Here is a 15809-nt window from a genome sequence, read left to right on the forward strand (position 1 = left end):
ACCGAACAAGAGGCGGTGATGGTTACACCACGCCGCTCGGCACCATCCGCCGCTGTGATCAACTGCACGTGATGGGACAAGCGGCTCATCGTATCGCGATAGGTTATCGGGTCCAGCCGGGTCTTCTCCAACACATCACGCTCCGGATCGGTATCTCGCACATACATAGACTGTCGCGAAAAATATGAAACTAGGCCGATCGAGATTCTTGCCGATGCGCGCACGCCGATGACGCAGATAGGGTGGTCGTCGTTTCCGGGCCTATCTTTTTCCTTTGACGAGTTCTCCCACTCCCTTAAAACATGGCCTGCGATAGCGGGAAAAAACATGCTGAAATCAATTGATACGACCCTTTTTGTCGCCGCGCTGACGCTGACCTCTCCCGCGCTTGCCGCCGGCCTCAAGATTGCGGTCGTCGCGCCCGCCGACGGCCCCTTCGCGGCGCTCGGCAAACAGATCACCGATGGCGCCGCCTTTCAGGCAGGCGATCGGGGAAGCGAGATCGTACCGATCGCAGAGAGCTGCGATCCGGCCGGCGGCGAGGCGTTGACGAAGGCGTTGCTTGCCAGCGGCGCCGAGGCGGCGATCGGCTTTCTCTGCACCGAGAGCCTGGAAGCGGCGCTGCCTGCCCTCGCCGAGGCCGGCATTCCTGCGATCACCCTCAGCGTGCGCTCGGATATTCTCATGGAGGACGCTCTCAAGAAGAAAAGGCCGCTCTTTCGCCTGGCACCAAGCGGCAAGGCCGAGGCCGCGGCGATCACCGATGCGATCGTGACCAACTGGCGGGACAAGCCGCTGGCGCTCATCGATGACGGAACGATTCATAGCCGCGAACTTGTCGAAAGCGTCCGCAACGCCCTTGCAGAGATCGGCATTACCCCGGTTTTCACCGACACCTACCGTCCGGCCCAGGAACAGCAGGTGAGCCTCGTTCGACGCTTGGCGAAAAGCGGCGCAACGCATGTGTTCACCGGTGGCGACCGCAACGACACCGCCGTCATCGCCCGCGACGCAAAGGCGGAGAATGTTCCGATAACGCTGCTTGGCGGCGATACGCTGAACGCCGCGGATCTCGACGTGCCGCTGGAGAATGGCGTTCTGGCCGTGACTATTCCCGATGCGACCCGGTCGGGCGAGGCTGCGCCGGTCGTCACGGCAATGCGTGCCGCTGGCGTTGAACCAGATGGTTACGTCCTTCCGGCCTTTGCAGCGGTGTCGCTTCTCGAGCAGGCGAAGGATCAAGCGGAGAAAGATGACAAGGCTGTCCTCGACGCTCTTTCGAAGGGTCCTTACACAACCGTCTTAGGACCGATCCGCTTCGACAGCACCCATGAACGGGCCGAGAGCCCCTACACACTGATGCAATGGCGGGACGGCCGTTTCGCGGCCGCTGCGAAATAGGCAAGGCCGAGTGATGCGCAAGGGACCGACGAATCTGATCACCGACGTCGCGGGGATCCTGGTTGGCAACGCCGAGGATCACCGGTTGAAATCCGGCGTAACGGCGGTGTTATGCGATCCGCCGGCTACGGCCGCGGTCCAGATTCTGGGTGGCGCACCGGGCACGCGCGAGACCGACCTCCTCGCCCCGCACAATACGGTCCAGACCGTGGACGCGATCGTTCTATCCGGCGGCTCCGCCTTCGGCCTCGACGCGGCCTCGGGCGTGCAGGCCGCGCTTCGCGAAATGGGCCGCGGCTTTGCCGTCGGCCCGCATCGGATTCCGATCGTTCCGGCGGCAATCCTCTTCGATTTGATCAACGGCGGCGAGAAGGATTGGGGGCAATATTCGCCCTATCGCGACATCGGCTATGAGGCCGCACGCGCCGCGGCCGGGACATTCGCGACGGGCAGCGTCGGCGCCGGAACGGGAGCCTTGACGGCCACTCTCAAGGGAGGCCTCGGTTCCGCCTCGACGATCCTTGCGAACGGCATCACCGTCGGCGCGCTTGTCGCCGTCAACGCGCTCGGCTCGGCAACCATCGGCGAGACGCGCCATTTCTGGGCCGCACCCTTTGAACTGGATGGCGAATTCGGCGGGCTCGGGATGCCATCTCCCTGGCCGCAGGATGCGGCGCAGCCGCGGCTCAAGTTTCGCGAGGCGGCGGCCGCCGCCGCCAATACGACCATAGCCGTCATCGCCACCGACGCGGTTCTCTCGAAGGCGGAGGCGAAACGTCTGGCGATTGCGGCCCATGACGGCTTCTCCCGGGCGCTGTGGCCGTCCCATACGCCGCTCGACGGCGATCTCGTGTTTGCGCTCTCAACGTGCGCCAGCGGCAAGAAACCCCTGCTGGAGGATTTCATCGACTTGAGCGCCGCGGCGGCCGCAACCATGGCAAGGGCAATCGCGCGGGGCGTACACGATGCCGCGGCGGCTGCGGGCGACCTCAAGCCCGCCTGGTCGGCGCAGCCAGATAACTGACGCCCGCCCCTCGCATGTTGTTCGCACGGTCGGGGGATGCTATGGGCGCGGGAAAGACCGGAGGCTGTTCATGACCCACCCCATTCGCATTGCCCCATCGATCCTGGCGGCCAACTTCTCCAAGCTCGGCCAGGAGGTCCGCGATGTCGTGGATGCCGGCGCCGATTGGATCCACCTCGACGTCATGGACGGCCATTTCGTGCCGAACATCACCTTCGGTCCCGACGTCATCAAGTCGCTGCGCTCCTACACGGACGCCACATTCGATTGCCACCTGATGATCGCGCCGGCCGATCCCTTTCTCGAAGCCTTTGCCAAGGCCGGCTGCGACATCCTGACCGTCCATGCCGAAGCGGGCCCGCATCTGCACCGTTCCTTGCAGACCGTGAAGGCACTCGGCAAGAAGGCCGGCGTTTCGCTCAACCCCGCGACGCCCGAACGCGCGCTCGAATATGTCCTCGACAGCGTCGATCTCATTCTGGTGATGACGGTCAATCCGGGCTTTGGCGGCCAGAAATTCATCTCCGCGATGGAAGAGAAGATCCGTCGCATAAAGGCAATGGTCGGCGACCGGCCGATCGAGATCGAAGTGGACGGCGGCGTCACGCCCGAAACCGCCGGCATCGTCGCCGCGGCCGGGGCCAATGTGCTGGTTGCCGGCTCCGCCATCTTCAAGGGCGGCTCCATCGAAGCGTACCGCACCGCCATCGGGGCGATCCGCAAACCGGCCGAAAAGGGTCGCTGATGAGGACGCGGGCGGCGATCGCGACTGCAGTCCTGATCGCAACGGCGAGCGCCGCGCCGCCCACGGTCGCCGGCGACTATGCCAGTTTCCAGCCGATCGGCTTTTCCTCGGACGGCAAGGTCTTCGCCTTCGAGGAATACGGCATTCAGGACGGCTCCGGCTTTCCCTATTCAGCGATATACATCCTCGACACACAAACCGATGCGTTCCTGCCCGGTGCGCCGGTGCGGGCGCGCGTCGAGGAGGATGGCGGCGCTCTTCCGAAAGCTCGCCATGATGCGCGTCGGCGGGCGGCGCCGCTGATCGACGCCTACCGGCTTCTCGACACGCCTGGGCTGCTCGCCGCCTACAATCCTGTGACGGAGCCGGACGCGGCGGACCACAGACTGAAATACGATGCATTCCCCGCCGACCCGGCGTTTCGAAAGACTTACGCGCTGGAACTCGAGTCGAAGAGTTTCGAAGCCGACGGCATCTGCAAGGATCTCCTGAAAGAGGTCAAAGGCTTCCGCCTCGTCATGACGGAGAAAGCCGGACAGCCCGTGTCCGAGGTCTTGCAGGATGACTCCCGCATTCCCGAAAGCCGCCACTGCCCGACCGGCTACCGCATCGGCGGCGTGCTGACCCACATCAACGACGACGGCTCGCAAGTCCATGTCGTCATGGTCTTGGTCAAATCCCTCGGCTTCGAGGGTACGACCGACGGCCGCTGGATCGCGGTGCCAACCTGGCCTGGACGATGAAGGAACAGCCGGCCTCGCGCAGGCGGCTTGTCGATCCCACCAGTTCTCGGAGACGTGGGCGCCTTCTTCGTGCTATTCCGTCATGGCGGGAAGCATGTCTAGGTGGTCCTGCCTGGGGTCTGACGATGGCCTCTTCCGCCTGGTGCGCGCTCTGGCTGCGCGAGCATGACGCAACATTCCACCTGGAAAGCATCCTGCTGCTCTTCGCCTCGGGCGGCCTCATTGCCTGGCCGCTCTCGCTTTTCGCCGGGCGCTGCATGGCGCAGGATCGCGCCGTTGAAACACGCTTTGCCGCCTATCTGCTATGCCTGATCGCCGGCACCGTCGGCGTGACGGCGCTGCTCTTTGCCCTCGACTATCGTCTCTTCTATTCCCAGTGGCATGCGCCGACTGGCTCGCGCATCTGGTTCTACCAGGCGCTGTTTACCTCGCTCTCCGCCTACTATCAGTTCCTGGTGCTGGGTGTCAGGTTATACCTGCCCCTCGGGGCTTTCGCTCTCCTGTTGGCGAGCCTGTGGCTGGCGCGTCCGCAATAACGTTGAGCTTCCGTCCCATCTTTGGTAGAGGCACAGCCATCCTCCACTGAATGAAAGCATAGAGCTCATGATCCCCCGTTACTCCCGGCCGGAAATGGTGGCCATCTGGTCGCCGGAAACGAAGTTCCGCATCTGGTTCGAGATCGAGGCGCATGCCTGCGATGCGCTGGCCGAAATCGGCGTGATCCCCAAGGGAGCGGCCAAGACCATCTGGGAAAAGGGCGGCGCGGCTGAGTTCGATGTGGCGCGCATCGACGAAATCGAAGCCGTCACCAAGCACGACGTCATCGCGTTCCTCACCCATCTTGCCGAATTCGTCGGCCCGGATAGCCGCTTCGTGCACCAGGGCATGACCTCTTCCGACGTGCTCGACACCTGCTTCAATGTGCAACTTCTCCGCGCCACGGATCTGTTGCTCGCCGATCTCGACCGGCTGCTCGAGGCGCTGAAGCGCCGCGCTTTCGAACACAAGGACACGGTGACGATCGGCCGCTCGCACGGCATCCATGCCGAGCCGACGACTTTCGGTGTCAAGCTCGCACTCGCCTATGCTGAATTCGACCGTTGCAAGCAACGCCTTCTCGCCGCCCGCGAAGAAATTGCGACCTGCGCGATATCCGGTGCCGTCGGCACCTTCGCCAATATCGATCCGCGCGTCGAGGAACATGTGGCCGAAGCACTCGGCCTGAAGCCGGAGCCGGTCTCCACGCAGGTGATCCCGCGCGACCGCCATGCCATGTACTTCGCCACGCTCGGGGTCATCGCCTCCTCGATCGAGCGTCTAGCGACGGAAATCCGCCACCTGCAGCGAACCGAGGTGCTGGAGGCGGAGGAATATTTCTCGCCGGGCCAGAAGGGCTCCTCGGCCATGCCGCACAAGCGCAACCCGGTGCTGACGGAGAACCTGACGGGCCTTGCCCGCATGGTCCGCGCCTTCGTCGTTCCGGCGATGGAGAACGTTGCCCTCTGGCATGAACGCGACATTTCGCATTCCTCGGTCGAACGGATGATCGGACCGGATGCAACGGTGACGCTCGATTTCGCGCTGGCGCGGCTGACCGGCGTCGTCGACAAGCTCCTCGTCTATCCGGAGAACATGACGAAGAACATGAACAAGTTCCGCGGGCTTGTTCATTCGCAGCGGGTGCTTCTCGCCCTCACCCAGGCCGGCGTTTCCCGCGAGGACGCCTATCGCCTCGTGCAGCGCAATGCCATGAAGGTCTGGGAGGAAGGCAAGGACTTCCTCGAGGAACTGCTGGCGGACAAGGAAGTCCGGGCGGCGCTCTCCGAAGAGGATATCCGCGAGAAGTTCGACCTCGGCTACCACACCAAGCACGTCGACACGATTTTCCGCCGGGTTTTCGGCACGGTCTGAGCCGCATTTCCGAGTGCCGCGGGCGACACGAGAGCGTCGTCAGCATGGAATCGGCCCGTATTTGGGCGCTTGCTTCAAATGCGGGCCTTTTTGTTAGCAAGCCCTTCAGCGCTCTTATGGAATCTGACTCTGAAACAATCAGGTTAGAGGAAGCCATGGCGTTTAGGGAGAGCGTGCAGCGCGCGTCAGCGCGCAGGGACACAAAGATAACTGGCACGGTCAGCTGCAGTACCGGCTCGAGCAATGGCGTCGTGAAGGATCTTTCCGACGAAGGGATCTGTTTTCAGCTGCTGTTCGACATCGGCGCCCGGACGGGCCAGGAAGTGACGATCCGCAGCGAGGAGCTAGGCTTCCTCACCGGGATGGTACGCTGGTGCCGCGGCGACAGGATCGGCATCAAGCTCAAGCTGTCATCGAATACGGCGGCGCAAATCTCGTCCTATTACAAGTTTTTCCGCTAAGCCGACGGCCGGCCATGGGCCGGCCGTGCTTTTCTGCCGTCTAGCGGATCGGCTGGGCCGGCTCCACCAATTTCCGATAGAGATGCCAGGTGGCGTGGCCGAAAATCGGCATGACAACTGCCAGTCCGACAAAGACCGGGATCGACCCGATCACCAGGCCGACCGCGATAATCAGCCCCCACAAGGCGACCGGCACCGGATTGGCCAGCGTCGCTCTTACCGAGGTCTCGATTGCCGTAAAGGCGCCGACATCCCTGTCCAGCAGCAGCGGGAAGGAGATGACGCTGATCGACAGCACGGCCACCGCGAATACGAACCCCACCGCATTGCCGACGAGAATCAGGTTCCAGCCCTGCTCCGTGCCGATGATGCCATTCCAGAATTCGGCAATGGAGTTCGGCGGCGTTGCGCCGAACATCGTTACGTAGAGGCCCTGGGCGACCAGGAGCCAGACGACGAAAATGACGAACAACAGGGCCGCCACCGCCAGGATCGACGGAATTGCCGGATTGCGGTGCAGCCGCAGCGCATGTGGCCAGGACGCGTCCATGCCGAGTTCGCGGCGCCGGCTGATCTCATAGAGACCGATGGCCGCGACAGGCCCGATGAGGGCAAAGCCGGATGCGAGCGGATAGAGCAACGGCAGCATGTTCGCCCCCGCGCTCCAGGTCATCAGCACGACGCCGGCGATAGGATAGATGAGACACAGAAAAACATAATGCGACGGCTTCTCGCGGAAATCATCCAACCCGAGACGCAGCGCATCGAACACATCTGCAATGCCAATCTTTCGTATCTCGGGATGAACGGCGCTTTCGTTCGCCCCCGAGAGGACATGGAAGGTTGTCATGGCTCACACTCCTCAACGAACCAGAGCAGCCATGGATCCGCAGCGGCGGCAAAAAGATGGCCGATGCGAACCGCGACCGCCATCTCGGATTATACAGAAAACACAACCCTTGTCGCCTGTGCCTTGACTTCGGCTCTTTTCATCGCCAAATCGCGGCGATCATGAAGGTTTCAGAAGCGCATATCCTGATCGTTCCGGGCTATACCAATTCCGGGCCGGACCATTGGCAAAGCCGCTGGGAGCGGAAGCTGTCGACCGCGCGCCGCGTCGTGCAGGCGGAGTGGTCGAAGCCGCTGCGCGAGGATTGGGTGGCGCGGATGATCGAAGAGGTCAATGCCGCAAGGAAACCGGTGGTGATCGTCGCCCATTCGCTCGGCATCGCCACGGCCGTTCACGCGCTTCCACATTGCAAGAAGAAGATCGCCGGCGCCTTTCTTGTCGCTCCGCCCGACGTCGCCAATCCGAACATTCGCCCGAAGCATCTGATGACCTTCGGGCCCTATCCGCGCGAGCCCTTACCCTTCCCGTCGCTCGTGGTCGCCAGCCGCAACGATCCGTTCGGCTCCTACGAACAGGCGGGCGACATTGCCAATGCCTGGGGATCTCTTCTCGTCGATGCCGGCGAGGCGGGCCATATCAATGCCGAATCCGGCCACGGGCCGTGGCCGGAAGGCACGATGGTCTTCGCCCAGTTCCTCAGCCGCCTGCAGGGCTGAGCGGCTCGCCACAGTAGGTGGCACCTACAGCGCCGTGCGTCTTTTCAGACGCACAAAGGTCGCTGTAGCACTTTGATTTGCTGCATGTTTTTTTCCTTAAATCGGCTACGATCTAAGGAAACATGCAGCGGAACCGGGTGTCAGCCGGCCCGAACCGTAGCCTTGCCCTCTTCGACCAGACGGGTCGCCGCGTCGGCGATCGAAATGCGTTCGAAGGCCAGCTCGTCGGCGATCGGGCGAAGCACCCGCTGATCGAACTCCGTCGACCCGAGCGGCGCAGGAGCCGGGTAGTTACCCACCTGGTCCTTGAGCGCGTTGATGTATTTCACCGTTTCCGCCTCCGTCGGGTTGAGCGACGGCAGAATGGCCTCGCGCACCTTGGGCGACATCGGCACACCGCGCTCGACGCCGAGGATCTTGCCGGCTTCCGGATCGTTGACGAAGAAATTGATGAAGCGAGCAGCCTCCTCGCCATGCTCGGTCGTCGCGCCGATGCTCCAGATCAATGCCGGTCGATAATAATGACCGGAGGGGCCGCCCTTCTCGGCGCGCGGCAGCATGCCGATGCCGAGTTTGCTCTTCATGATGAGCTGATAGCCGACCATCTGGTTCGAATAGGCCATACCCATGGCCGAATAGCCGAGCGAAAGGCAATTCGTGTCGATCGTGTTCTGGTCGAGCGTCTGAATGTCGGCACCGACCGTGCCGCCACGCTTGCGCAGATCCTCCCAATAGGCATACCACTCCTTGGCTTCATCGACGCCGAAGCCGAGCCCGCTCTCGGTGTAGAGGCTGCTTCCGCGCTGCCTGAGCCAGGCATCGAAGACATAGGCATAACGGGCACCGTATGGCCCGCCCCAAACGTTCTTCTTGCCTGCGGCCTTGGTCATCTCGATGGCAATGTCGGCATATTCCTTCCAGGTGGTATCGACCCCGGGCGGCGTGATCCCTGCTTTCGCGAAGGCATCGGCGTCGTAGAACAATGCGAAGGCGTTCAGGCCGAGCCCGACGCCCCAGAGCTTTCCATCAACCGTCGTCAGCTTCAGCACATCCTTGCCGAAGGCACCCACGTCCAATGTCGACGGAATGAACGGGTCGAGGGCAAGGCAGGCACCGCGCTTGGAATAGTCGGAGATCGTGCTCGGCTCGAGCTGGAAAACGTCGGCGATGGCGCGGCCGGCCATCTGGGTCGCCAGCTTGGTCCAATAGCCGTCGCCGCTCAGGCTCTCGCCGACAATCGATATGCCCGGGTTCTTCTCCTGGAACAGCTTGGCAACACTCAAGGTCCGCTTCGACCGGTCATTGGATCCCCACCACATGGCGCGCAACTGCACGTTTTCAGCCGCGAGTGGCGAGGTTGCGCCAAGCGCGATGCCGGCGGCGGTGCCTGCCGAGCCGAGCAGGAATGTGCGTCGATTGAGTAGCATGCCGTTCCTCCTGTCGTTATCTGCCGTGCGCTCTCCTCCAGCGCCCGGCGGGTCCAGTTCCGCGGAAAGCTTATGCAAGAACGCAAAATTTGCAAGAATTTGTTTAATGCTTGCAAATTTGCATGATTTGCGCAATGTTTGCGCCATGATCGATACATCGTCCAAACGCTTGCGCCAAGCCGATATCGCTGCCCATGCCGGGGTTTCCGTTTCCACCGTCTCGCGCGTCCTCGCGAACGAACCGGGCATCAGCGAGGACGTGCGCCGGCAGATCCTCCAGGTTGCGAGCGACCTCGGCTATCCGATAAAGGCGCCTTCGGCGGCGCGCCCGGGGACGCTGGCCCTGATCGCGAGCAATGGCGTGACGGGGGGGCTCAGCGTCTTCTATGAGGGCATTGTCGAGGGCCTGCGTTCCGAGGCGGCCAAATTGGGCATGCCGTTCGATATCCGCCTCGTCAGGGAGGCGAAGGCGACGCCGGACAATATCCGCGAGCACATGGAATCCGTTGGCGCGGAAGGCCTCTTCCTGGTGGGGATCGACCCCGCTGACGCCCTTTGCAAATGGCTCGAGAAAAGCGGCACGCCCGTCATCCTCGTCAACGGCACTGACCCGCAAATGCGCTTCGACGGCGTCTCGCCCTCGAATTTCTCCGGCGCCTACGCGGCGACGCAGCGGATGCTTGACGCAGGGCACCGCCGTATCCTTCACCTGACCGGATCGCACCGACACACGATCCGCGAGCGCATCCGCGGCTTCGAGGCGGCAGTCGGTTCTGTTGAGGGCGGCGAAGGGCGCGTCATCCGCCTGCCCTTTGAGAGCAATTCCAGCATAGAGGCGCATGCGGCAACGCTCGCCGCCCTTACCGAGGACGGCGGCTTCTCGGCGGCATTCTGCATGAACGACTTTATCGCCGTCGGCGTGCTCGAAGCGATCGCCGAGATCGGCCGGCGCGTACCCGAGGATTTCGCCGTCGTCGGCTTCGACGACCTGCCCTGCGCGGAAATGGCCAATCCACGGCTTGCGACGATGCGCGTCGACCGCGTGGCCCTCGGCCGCGAAGCGATCGGCATGATGCACTTCCGTCTTCAGCACCGGGATGCGCCGGCCCGGCATGTGTCTCACGCGGTGACCCCGGTGACCGGCGGGACCTTGGACGAGAGACAGCACCCATGACCTATGACCCCGCCAGTGCCAATCCGCTCGCCGCCAATCCGCTGGAAACGCGCAGCGACATGCAGCACGCCTTGCTGGACCTCTTCGATCCGCTGCTGCCGTATTTCTCAAAGGGGAATGCACGCGTGCGTCTTGATGCGGCCGGCGCCCACTTCGACCGGGCCGCTGCCGATCTCGAAGGCTTTGCGAGGCCTCTTTGGGGCCTCGCGCCGTTCGCCGCCGGTGGCGGCGATTTCCGCCATTGGCAGCGTTTTGCCGACGGCATCGCGAACGGCACCGATCCGAACCATCCGGAATTCTGGGGCTGGGTCAACAATCGCGACCAGCGCATGGTCGAACTCGCTGCCATCGGTTTCGCCCTCGCCCTGATCCCCGAAAAACTGTGGGACCCGCTGAACGGCCGGGCGAGAGACAATCTCGTCACCTACCTGCTCCGCGCGCGGAAATTCGACTATGCCGACAACAATTGGAAATTCTTCCGCATCCTCGTCGACGTCGGCCTCGATCGTCTGGGCGTCGGATACGACCGCGGCCTGACCAACGCCTATCTCGCGGAGCTCGACGACTTCTATATTGCCGATGGGTGGTATCGCGACGGCAATGTGCGGCGTGTCGATCACTACATCCCCTTTGCCATGCACTTCTATGGCCTCGTCTATTCGCGCCTTGTCGACGATGACTATTCGAAGCGCTGTCGGGAACGCGCCCTCGCCTTCGCCCAAGATTTTCGTCACTGGTTCGCCGAGGATGGAGCGACCCTGCCTTTCGGGCGCAGCCTCACCTATCGCTTCGCCTGTGCCGGCTTCTGGTCGGCACTCGCCTTTGCCGATCTCGAGGCGCTGCCGTGGGGCGAGGTCAAGGGCCTTTGCCTTCGCCACCTCAGATGGTGGGCAGACAAGCCGATGACGCATCGCGACGGCGTGCTGTCGGTCGGCTACGGCTATCCGAACCTCTTGATGTCGGAAAACTACAATTCGGCGGGCTCGCCCTATTGGGCGTTCAAGGCTTTCCTGCCTCTCGCCGTCGGCGAAGACCATCCGTTCTGGACTTCCTCGGAATCGCCACCCGTACCGCTCTCCGACACGGTGGCGCTTCGTCATCCGGGCATGGTGATGATGCCCTGCAGGGGTGACGTCGTGGCGCTTTCCTCCGGCCAGGAGAACCGGCAGATGCGGTTCGGCTCGGAGAAATACGCGAAATTCGCTTATTCGACGCGCTATGGCTTCAGCGTCGAGAGCGACGAACGGGGCTTTGTCGGCGGGGCTTTCGATTCCATGCTGGCCTTCAGTGACGACGGCATTCACTACCGGGTGCGCGAGACCAATCAAGATGTCCGGCTTGCCGGCAACGTGCTCTATTCCAAGTGGTCGCCGTGGCCAGACGTCGTAGTCGAGACATGGCTGCTGCCAGCCTCGCCTTGGCATGTGCGGTTGCATAGGGTCGCGACTCCGAGACCGCTTGAAACGGCCGAAGGCGGCTTTGCCATCGCCAGACGAGACTTCGAGGCCGACACGCTTTGCGCGTTGACCGGCGCTGCCTATGCCATCGGGGAAGAGGACTTTAGCGGAATCCGCGATCTCGGCTCGACGGTCGCGCGCCAAGGGCTGGCGCAGAAGGCGCCGCCAAACACCCACCTCATCGCCGCAAAGACCCTGGTGCCGCAACTGCGCGCCGCGATTCCTGCCGGTGAAACCATTCTTCGCTGTGCCGTGCTGGCGCTTCGCGACACCTTTGCCGTTTCAAGCGACTGGGAACGTCCGCCGGCTGCGCCAGACCTCACCGACTTGCGTGTTGTAGCGGTGCAAGGCGTGACTGTCAGCGCCATGAATGCGCCGGGACGGATGCCATGACCCGCCCGGCGATTGCCTTTGCGATGCAGCCCGATAGAACCCAGCACGTCCTGACGCCGGACCTTCTCGCGCGCATCGATAGTCTCTCCCGCATTCTCGATCCGCTACCAATGACCGGGTTCACCGACAGCCGAGCGAATCGCTTGCTGGCCGAAGCGGATATCCTGGTGACCGGCTGGGGCGCGCCGCGCTTCGACGCGGCCGCCCTTGCAGCGGCACCGCGCCTTCGCCTCATTGTCCATGCCGCCGGAACGGTCAAGGGCCTGATCGATACCGCTGTCTTCGATGCAGGGATAACCGTAAGCCACGCGGCCGAAGCGAATGCCGTGCCCGTCGCCGAGTTCACGCTCGCGGCGATCATCTTTGCGGGCAAGAACGTCTTTCGTTTCCGCGAGCTTTATGCGGCCGACAGGGGACGCCGGCGAACCCAATTGCTGCAGGGACAGCCGATTGGAAACTATCGCCGCACAGTCGGTATCATCGGCGCCTCGCGGATTGGAAGGCGGGTGATCGAACTGCTTCGGCCATTCGACTATCGGGTGCTGCTCTACGATCCGCTGGTCGGCCAAGAAAGCGCTTCCGGCCTCGGCGTGGAGAAAGTAGACCTCGACGCGCTGATGGCGAACGCAGACATCGTTTCGCTGCATGCGCCTTCGCTACCCGAGACCAGGCACATGATCGACGCGCGGCGCCTGTCGCTGATGAAGGAGGCTGCGACCCTGATCAACACGGCGCGCGGGGCGCTCGTCGACGAGGCCGCCCTCATCGAGAAGCTCGGGACGGGCACTATCAATGCCATCATCGACGTGACACATCCCGAGGTTCCGGAAGAAACGTCGCCTCTCTATGATTTGCCGAACGTCTTCCTGACGCCGCACATTGCCGGCGCCGTCGGCCTTGAAAGGACGCGCCTCGGCGAAATGGCCGTCGATGAAATCGAACGTTTTCTCGCGGGGCGGCCGCTGCTGTTCGAAATCCGCAAGCACGATCTGGAGCGCATGGCATGAGCGATTTCGAACCGGGGCTGTGCACCGTTACCTTCCGTGGCTTGCCCCCGGAAAGTATTGTCGATCTCGCCCGAGAAGCCCGCCTTGCAGCAATCGAATGGGCGGGCGACGCACATGTTCCCCCTGGGGACACATCCATTGCCCGGATTGTCGGGCGCCACTGCGAAAGGGCTGGACTGGCGACCTCCTACGGATCCTATGTGGCGCCGCCGACGGATCACCTGTTCGAATTCATGCGCACAGTCGAGAGTGCGATTGCGCTCGGCGCTTCGAATATCCGCATCTGGGCCGGCACCCGCCGGCGCGATTCCAAAGACTATAGTGCCGGCGAAAGACGCGCCGCGGCCGATGCGATCCGCGACATGGCTGCCGAAGCGGCGCGGCATGACATCAGCGTCTCACTGGAATATCACCCGCAATCGCTGACGGATACGACCGAGTCCGCCTGCGAGCTGATCGAGTCGATCGCCCACGACAATGTCTATCTCTATTGGCAGCCGCGCCCCGGGCTGGCACTCGGCGAAGCGATTGCCGAGGTCGCGCGGATCGGCGAGCATATCTCCCATGTCCATGTCTTCGCCTGGGATCGGGACCGAAACCGCTTTCCCTTGGCGTCGGCCGCCGACTACTGGCGAACCATCCTCGCCAGCCTTCCGGCGTCGCGCTGGAAAGGGCGGAGATTTGCAATGCTGGAATTCGTCGCCGACGACGATCCGAACGCCTTTTTCGAGGATGCGGCGACGCTTCGGAAAATCCTGAGTGATTGAAGGCCTATCCGCCAACTCGTCCGACCCAAGATGGGCTGGCGCAGCCGGTCAAAATCCGCTTATTATACGGGGACTGCCGGGGTCGTAGCTCAGTTGGGAGAGCGCCGCAATCGCACTGCGGAGGTCGAGGGTTCGACTCCCTTCGACTCCACCAAGTCTCCGGTGTCCAGCCCGGCGACATAGGCAACAGATCGTTCCTAAGACATGGGTGACGAACGACACGCCGATGCGGCCTGTCGTCGCTCGCCAGCCCACCACTAGAAACTGTATTTGCTGCGGACCGTTCGCAGACTCCGATGCGGAAAAAAGAGCCCGGGATCCAAGGCCGGGACGTTGAGCGCACGGTATTTTCTCACCTAGTAAAACCGCCTTCTCGCATTGCCTCTTGCTTGCCAAACAGCGTGATTTGAGAGAGACTTAGCTATTGGCATCATTGCATATCGGCAACTCCCGCAGGTGGGGAACATCATGCCTCTCAAATCTCTGATCGCCGTCACTGCAATCACGCTTCTCACACTTTCAGGATGCGCTTCGACGGGCTCAACGGGCAACACAACCTACACCCAGTGGTACGGCCCCTATCCTGAACCTGATTTCGACGTCCTTAGTCCCGGCGGGCTGCGTCTCGCCTACTAGGAAGCGCTACTGCATGACTCCTTAAATCGGAATCGATTCAAGGACAAAATCATGCAGCCTTTCAAAGTGCTACAGCGACCTTAGCGCGTCCGATTGGACGCGCGGCGCTGCAGGGCCGGCGTGCAGGCAAAGCCAAGGCGAGCACGACGCTCGGCCGACGAGCGAAGCTGTGCCGAAAGGGCGGCTTCCCCACCTCTTCCGACGTCAAACGGAGTCACCCCTCTATTGCCGCAATGGGCGTCGACGCTCGGCTAAAGTTCACCGAATATTAAGTGCTTGCGGAACACATATGGAACGGATAGTTTCTGTTCTTGATTTGTTTCGCGAATCTGGAGTGACGCGCATGCTGACCCGCAAGCAACAGGAATTGCTGCTGTTCATTCATGAACGGATGAAGGAATCCGGGGTGCCGCCGTCCTTCGACGAGATGAAAGACGCGCTCGATCTCGCGTCGAAGTCTGGCATCCACCGGTTGATCACGGCGCTCGAGGAGCGGGGCTTCATTCGCCGGCTACCCAATCGGGCTCGTGCGCTCGAGGTTATCAAGCTGCCGGAAGCCTATTCCGCCGCCGCGCAGCCGCGTCGCGGCTTCTCGCCGAGCGTCATCGAAGGCAGCCTGGGCAAGCCTCCCACCGCGCCGAAGCCAGCGCCGGCGCCGGTCGAGAGCGCGTCCATGACGGTGCCGGTCATGGGGCGGATCGCTGCGGGCGTGCCGATTTCGGCCATCCAGAACAACACACACGAAATTTCCGTGCCGGTCGAGATGATCGGCAACGGCGAGCACTACGCGCTCGAGATCAAGGGCGATTCGATGATCGAGGCGGGCATCCTCGATGGGGACACCGTCATCATCCGAAACACAAGCACCGCGAGCCCGGGAGACATCGTCGTGGCCCTGATCGACGACGAGGAGGCAACCCTGAAGCGATTCCGTCGCAAGGGCGCCTCGATCGCACTCGAAGCCGCGAACCCGGCTTACGAAACGCGGATATTCGGACCTGACCGGGTGAAGATTCAGGGCAAGCTCGTCGGCCTGATCCGGCGCTATCATTGACGCCGCTTGGCGCCGACAGGGCGATTTGCATGGGCGGTCGTTG

General features: G+C 62.7%; 16 protein-coding genes, 1 tRNA gene and 1 pseudogene. 15 read left to right on the forward strand and 3 right to left on the reverse strand.

The features are described 5' to 3' along the window. Positions 1-329 (reverse strand): annotated as a pseudogene (locus tag N181_RS34740) (hypothetical protein); the annotation flags it as partial. Here N181_RS34740 and N181_RS09970 point away from each other — a divergent pair. From N181_RS09970 to N181_RS10000, 7 genes are all read left to right on the forward strand, one after another. Beyond that, positions 328-1401, forward strand: a complete 1074-nt coding sequence (locus N181_RS09970) for a branched-chain amino acid ABC transporter substrate-binding protein (protein ID WP_037392941.1) — start codon at positions 328-330, stop codon at positions 1399-1401. The pseudogene N181_RS34740 and the gene N181_RS09970 sit on opposite strands and share 2 nt — an antisense overlap. A 10-nt stretch (positions 1402-1411) precedes the next feature. Then, positions 1412-2425, forward strand: coding sequence for a P1 family peptidase (locus N181_RS09975; protein WP_037392939.1), 1014 nt, complete (start codon positions 1412-1414; stop codon positions 2423-2425). 70 nt (positions 2426-2495) lie between these two features. Beyond that, entirely contained in the window at positions 2496-3170 is a 675-nt protein-coding gene (gene rpe / locus N181_RS09980; protein ID WP_037392936.1) for a ribulose-phosphate 3-epimerase, read from the forward strand. Beyond that, positions 3170-3913, forward strand: a complete 744-nt coding sequence (locus tag N181_RS09985; protein WP_037392934.1) for a DUF2259 domain-containing protein — start codon at positions 3170-3172, stop codon at positions 3911-3913. Before rpe ends, N181_RS09985 begins: the two co-directional genes overlap by 1 nt. Continuing rightward, positions 3910-4449 carry a hypothetical protein gene (locus tag N181_RS09990; RefSeq protein ID WP_014328381.1) on the forward strand — a complete coding sequence of 180 codons (540 nt, stop codon included), beginning with the start codon at positions 3910-3912 and terminating at the stop codon, positions 4447-4449. Before N181_RS09985 ends, N181_RS09990 begins: the two co-directional genes overlap by 4 nt. A gap of 67 nt (positions 4450-4516) precedes the next feature. Continuing rightward, a complete protein-coding gene (gene purB, locus N181_RS09995) occupies positions 4517-5824 on the forward strand; it encodes an adenylosuccinate lyase (RefSeq protein ID WP_037392928.1) in 1308 nt (435 codons plus the stop codon). Positions 5825-5979: 155 nt separating this feature from the next. Then, positions 5980-6285 carry a PilZ domain-containing protein gene (locus tag N181_RS10000; RefSeq protein WP_014328379.1) on the forward strand — a complete coding sequence of 102 codons (306 nt, stop codon included), beginning with the start codon at positions 5980-5982 and terminating at the stop codon, positions 6283-6285. A 40-nt stretch (positions 6286-6325) separates the two neighbouring features. Here N181_RS10000 and N181_RS10005 read toward each other — a convergent pair whose 3' ends face one another. Next, on the reverse strand, positions 6326-7135 hold the full coding sequence (locus N181_RS10005; protein WP_014328378.1) for a DUF2189 domain-containing protein: 810 nt from the start codon (positions 7133-7135) through the stop codon (positions 6326-6328). 161 nt (positions 7136-7296) lie between these two features. Between N181_RS10005 and N181_RS10010 the strand changes: the two genes are divergently transcribed. Continuing rightward, positions 7297-7851 carry an RBBP9/YdeN family alpha/beta hydrolase gene (locus N181_RS10010; RefSeq protein WP_037392987.1) on the forward strand — a complete coding sequence of 185 codons (555 nt, stop codon included), beginning with the start codon at positions 7297-7299 and terminating at the stop codon, positions 7849-7851. 140 nt (positions 7852-7991) lie between these two features. Here the strand turns inward: N181_RS10010 and N181_RS10015 are convergent, their stop codons facing one another. Further along, positions 7992-9278: an ABC transporter substrate-binding protein gene (locus tag N181_RS10015; RefSeq protein ID WP_014328376.1), complete on the reverse strand. Its 1287-nt coding sequence runs from the start codon at positions 9276-9278 to the stop codon at positions 7992-7994. Between the two features lie 145 nt (positions 9279-9423). Here N181_RS10015 and N181_RS10020 point away from each other — a divergent pair, with 145 nt between their 5' ends. The 7 genes from N181_RS10020 (at position 9424) to lexA (ending at position 15766) form a co-directional block, all read left to right on the forward strand. Next, positions 9424-10452 carry a LacI family DNA-binding transcriptional regulator gene (locus N181_RS10020; RefSeq protein WP_037392986.1) on the forward strand — a complete coding sequence of 343 codons (1029 nt, stop codon included), beginning with the start codon at positions 9424-9426 and terminating at the stop codon, positions 10450-10452. Next, positions 10449-12302 carry a DUF2264 domain-containing protein gene (locus tag N181_RS10025; RefSeq protein ID WP_037392925.1) on the forward strand — a complete coding sequence of 618 codons (1854 nt, stop codon included), beginning with the start codon at positions 10449-10451 and terminating at the stop codon, positions 12300-12302. The genes N181_RS10020 and N181_RS10025 overlap by 4 nt, the downstream gene beginning before the upstream one ends. Then, positions 12299-13309 carry a hydroxyacid dehydrogenase gene (locus N181_RS10030; RefSeq protein ID WP_014328373.1) on the forward strand — a complete coding sequence of 337 codons (1011 nt, stop codon included), beginning with the start codon at positions 12299-12301 and terminating at the stop codon, positions 13307-13309. Before N181_RS10025 ends, N181_RS10030 begins: the two co-directional genes overlap by 4 nt. Further along, on the forward strand, positions 13306-14076 hold the full coding sequence (locus N181_RS10035) for a sugar phosphate isomerase/epimerase family protein (RefSeq protein ID WP_014328372.1): 771 nt from the start codon (positions 13306-13308) through the stop codon (positions 14074-14076). The genes N181_RS10030 and N181_RS10035 overlap by 4 nt, the downstream gene beginning before the upstream one ends. Before the next feature lie 78 nt (positions 14077-14154). Beyond that, positions 14155-14230: transfer RNA gene (locus N181_RS10040), tRNA-Ala, on the forward strand. 314 nt (positions 14231-14544) lie between these two features. Next, positions 14545-14712, forward strand: coding sequence for a hypothetical protein (locus N181_RS34010; protein ID WP_014328371.1), 168 nt, complete (start codon positions 14545-14547; stop codon positions 14710-14712). 343 nt (positions 14713-15055) lie between these two features. After that, positions 15056-15766, forward strand: coding sequence for a transcriptional repressor LexA (lexA, locus tag N181_RS10045; protein ID WP_014328370.1), 711 nt, complete (start codon positions 15056-15058; stop codon positions 15764-15766). The last annotated feature ends 43 nt before the right edge of the window (positions 15767-15809 follow it).

Source organism: Sinorhizobium fredii USDA 205 (genome assembly GCF_001461695.1).
In the GTDB taxonomy this organism is placed as follows: Bacteria; Pseudomonadota; Alphaproteobacteria; order Rhizobiales; family Rhizobiaceae; genus Sinorhizobium; species Sinorhizobium fredii.

Coding starts and splice junctions, on each gene's coding strand:
- N181_RS10010 (WP_037392987.1), top strand. CDS start 7,297: ATGAAGGTTTCAGAAGCGCATATCCTGATCGTTCCGGGCTATACCAAT.
- N181_RS34010 (WP_014328371.1), top strand. CDS start 14,545: ATGCCTCTCAAATCTCTGATCGCCGTCACTGCAATCACGCTTCTCACA.
- N181_RS09985 (WP_037392934.1), top strand. CDS start 3,170: ATGAGGACGCGGGCGGCGATCGCGACTGCAGTCCTGATCGCAACGGCG.
- N181_RS10015 (WP_014328376.1), bottom strand. CDS start 9,278: ATGCTACTCAATCGACGCACATTCCTGCTCGGCTCGGCAGGCACCGCC.
- N181_RS10020 (WP_037392986.1), top strand. CDS start 9,424: ATGATCGATACATCGTCCAAACGCTTGCGCCAAGCCGATATCGCTGCC.
- lexA (WP_014328370.1), top strand. CDS start 15,056: ATGCTGACCCGCAAGCAACAGGAATTGCTGCTGTTCATTCATGAACGG.
- N181_RS10025 (WP_037392925.1), top strand. CDS start 10,449: ATGACCTATGACCCCGCCAGTGCCAATCCGCTCGCCGCCAATCCGCTG.
- purB (WP_037392928.1), top strand. CDS start 4,517: ATGATCCCCCGTTACTCCCGGCCGGAAATGGTGGCCATCTGGTCGCCG.
- rpe (WP_037392936.1), top strand. CDS start 2,496: ATGACCCACCCCATTCGCATTGCCCCATCGATCCTGGCGGCCAACTTC.
- N181_RS09970 (WP_037392941.1), top strand. CDS start 328: ATGCTGAAATCAATTGATACGACCCTTTTTGTCGCCGCGCTGACGCTG.
- N181_RS10005 (WP_014328378.1), bottom strand. CDS start 7,135: ATGACAACCTTCCATGTCCTCTCGGGGGCGAACGAAAGCGCCGTTCAT.
- N181_RS10000 (WP_014328379.1), top strand. CDS start 5,980: ATGGCGTTTAGGGAGAGCGTGCAGCGCGCGTCAGCGCGCAGGGACACA.
- N181_RS10035 (WP_014328372.1), top strand. CDS start 13,306: ATGAGCGATTTCGAACCGGGGCTGTGCACCGTTACCTTCCGTGGCTTG.
- N181_RS09990 (WP_014328381.1), top strand. CDS start 3,910: ATGAAGGAACAGCCGGCCTCGCGCAGGCGGCTTGTCGATCCCACCAGT.
- N181_RS10030 (WP_014328373.1), top strand. CDS start 12,299: ATGACCCGCCCGGCGATTGCCTTTGCGATGCAGCCCGATAGAACCCAG.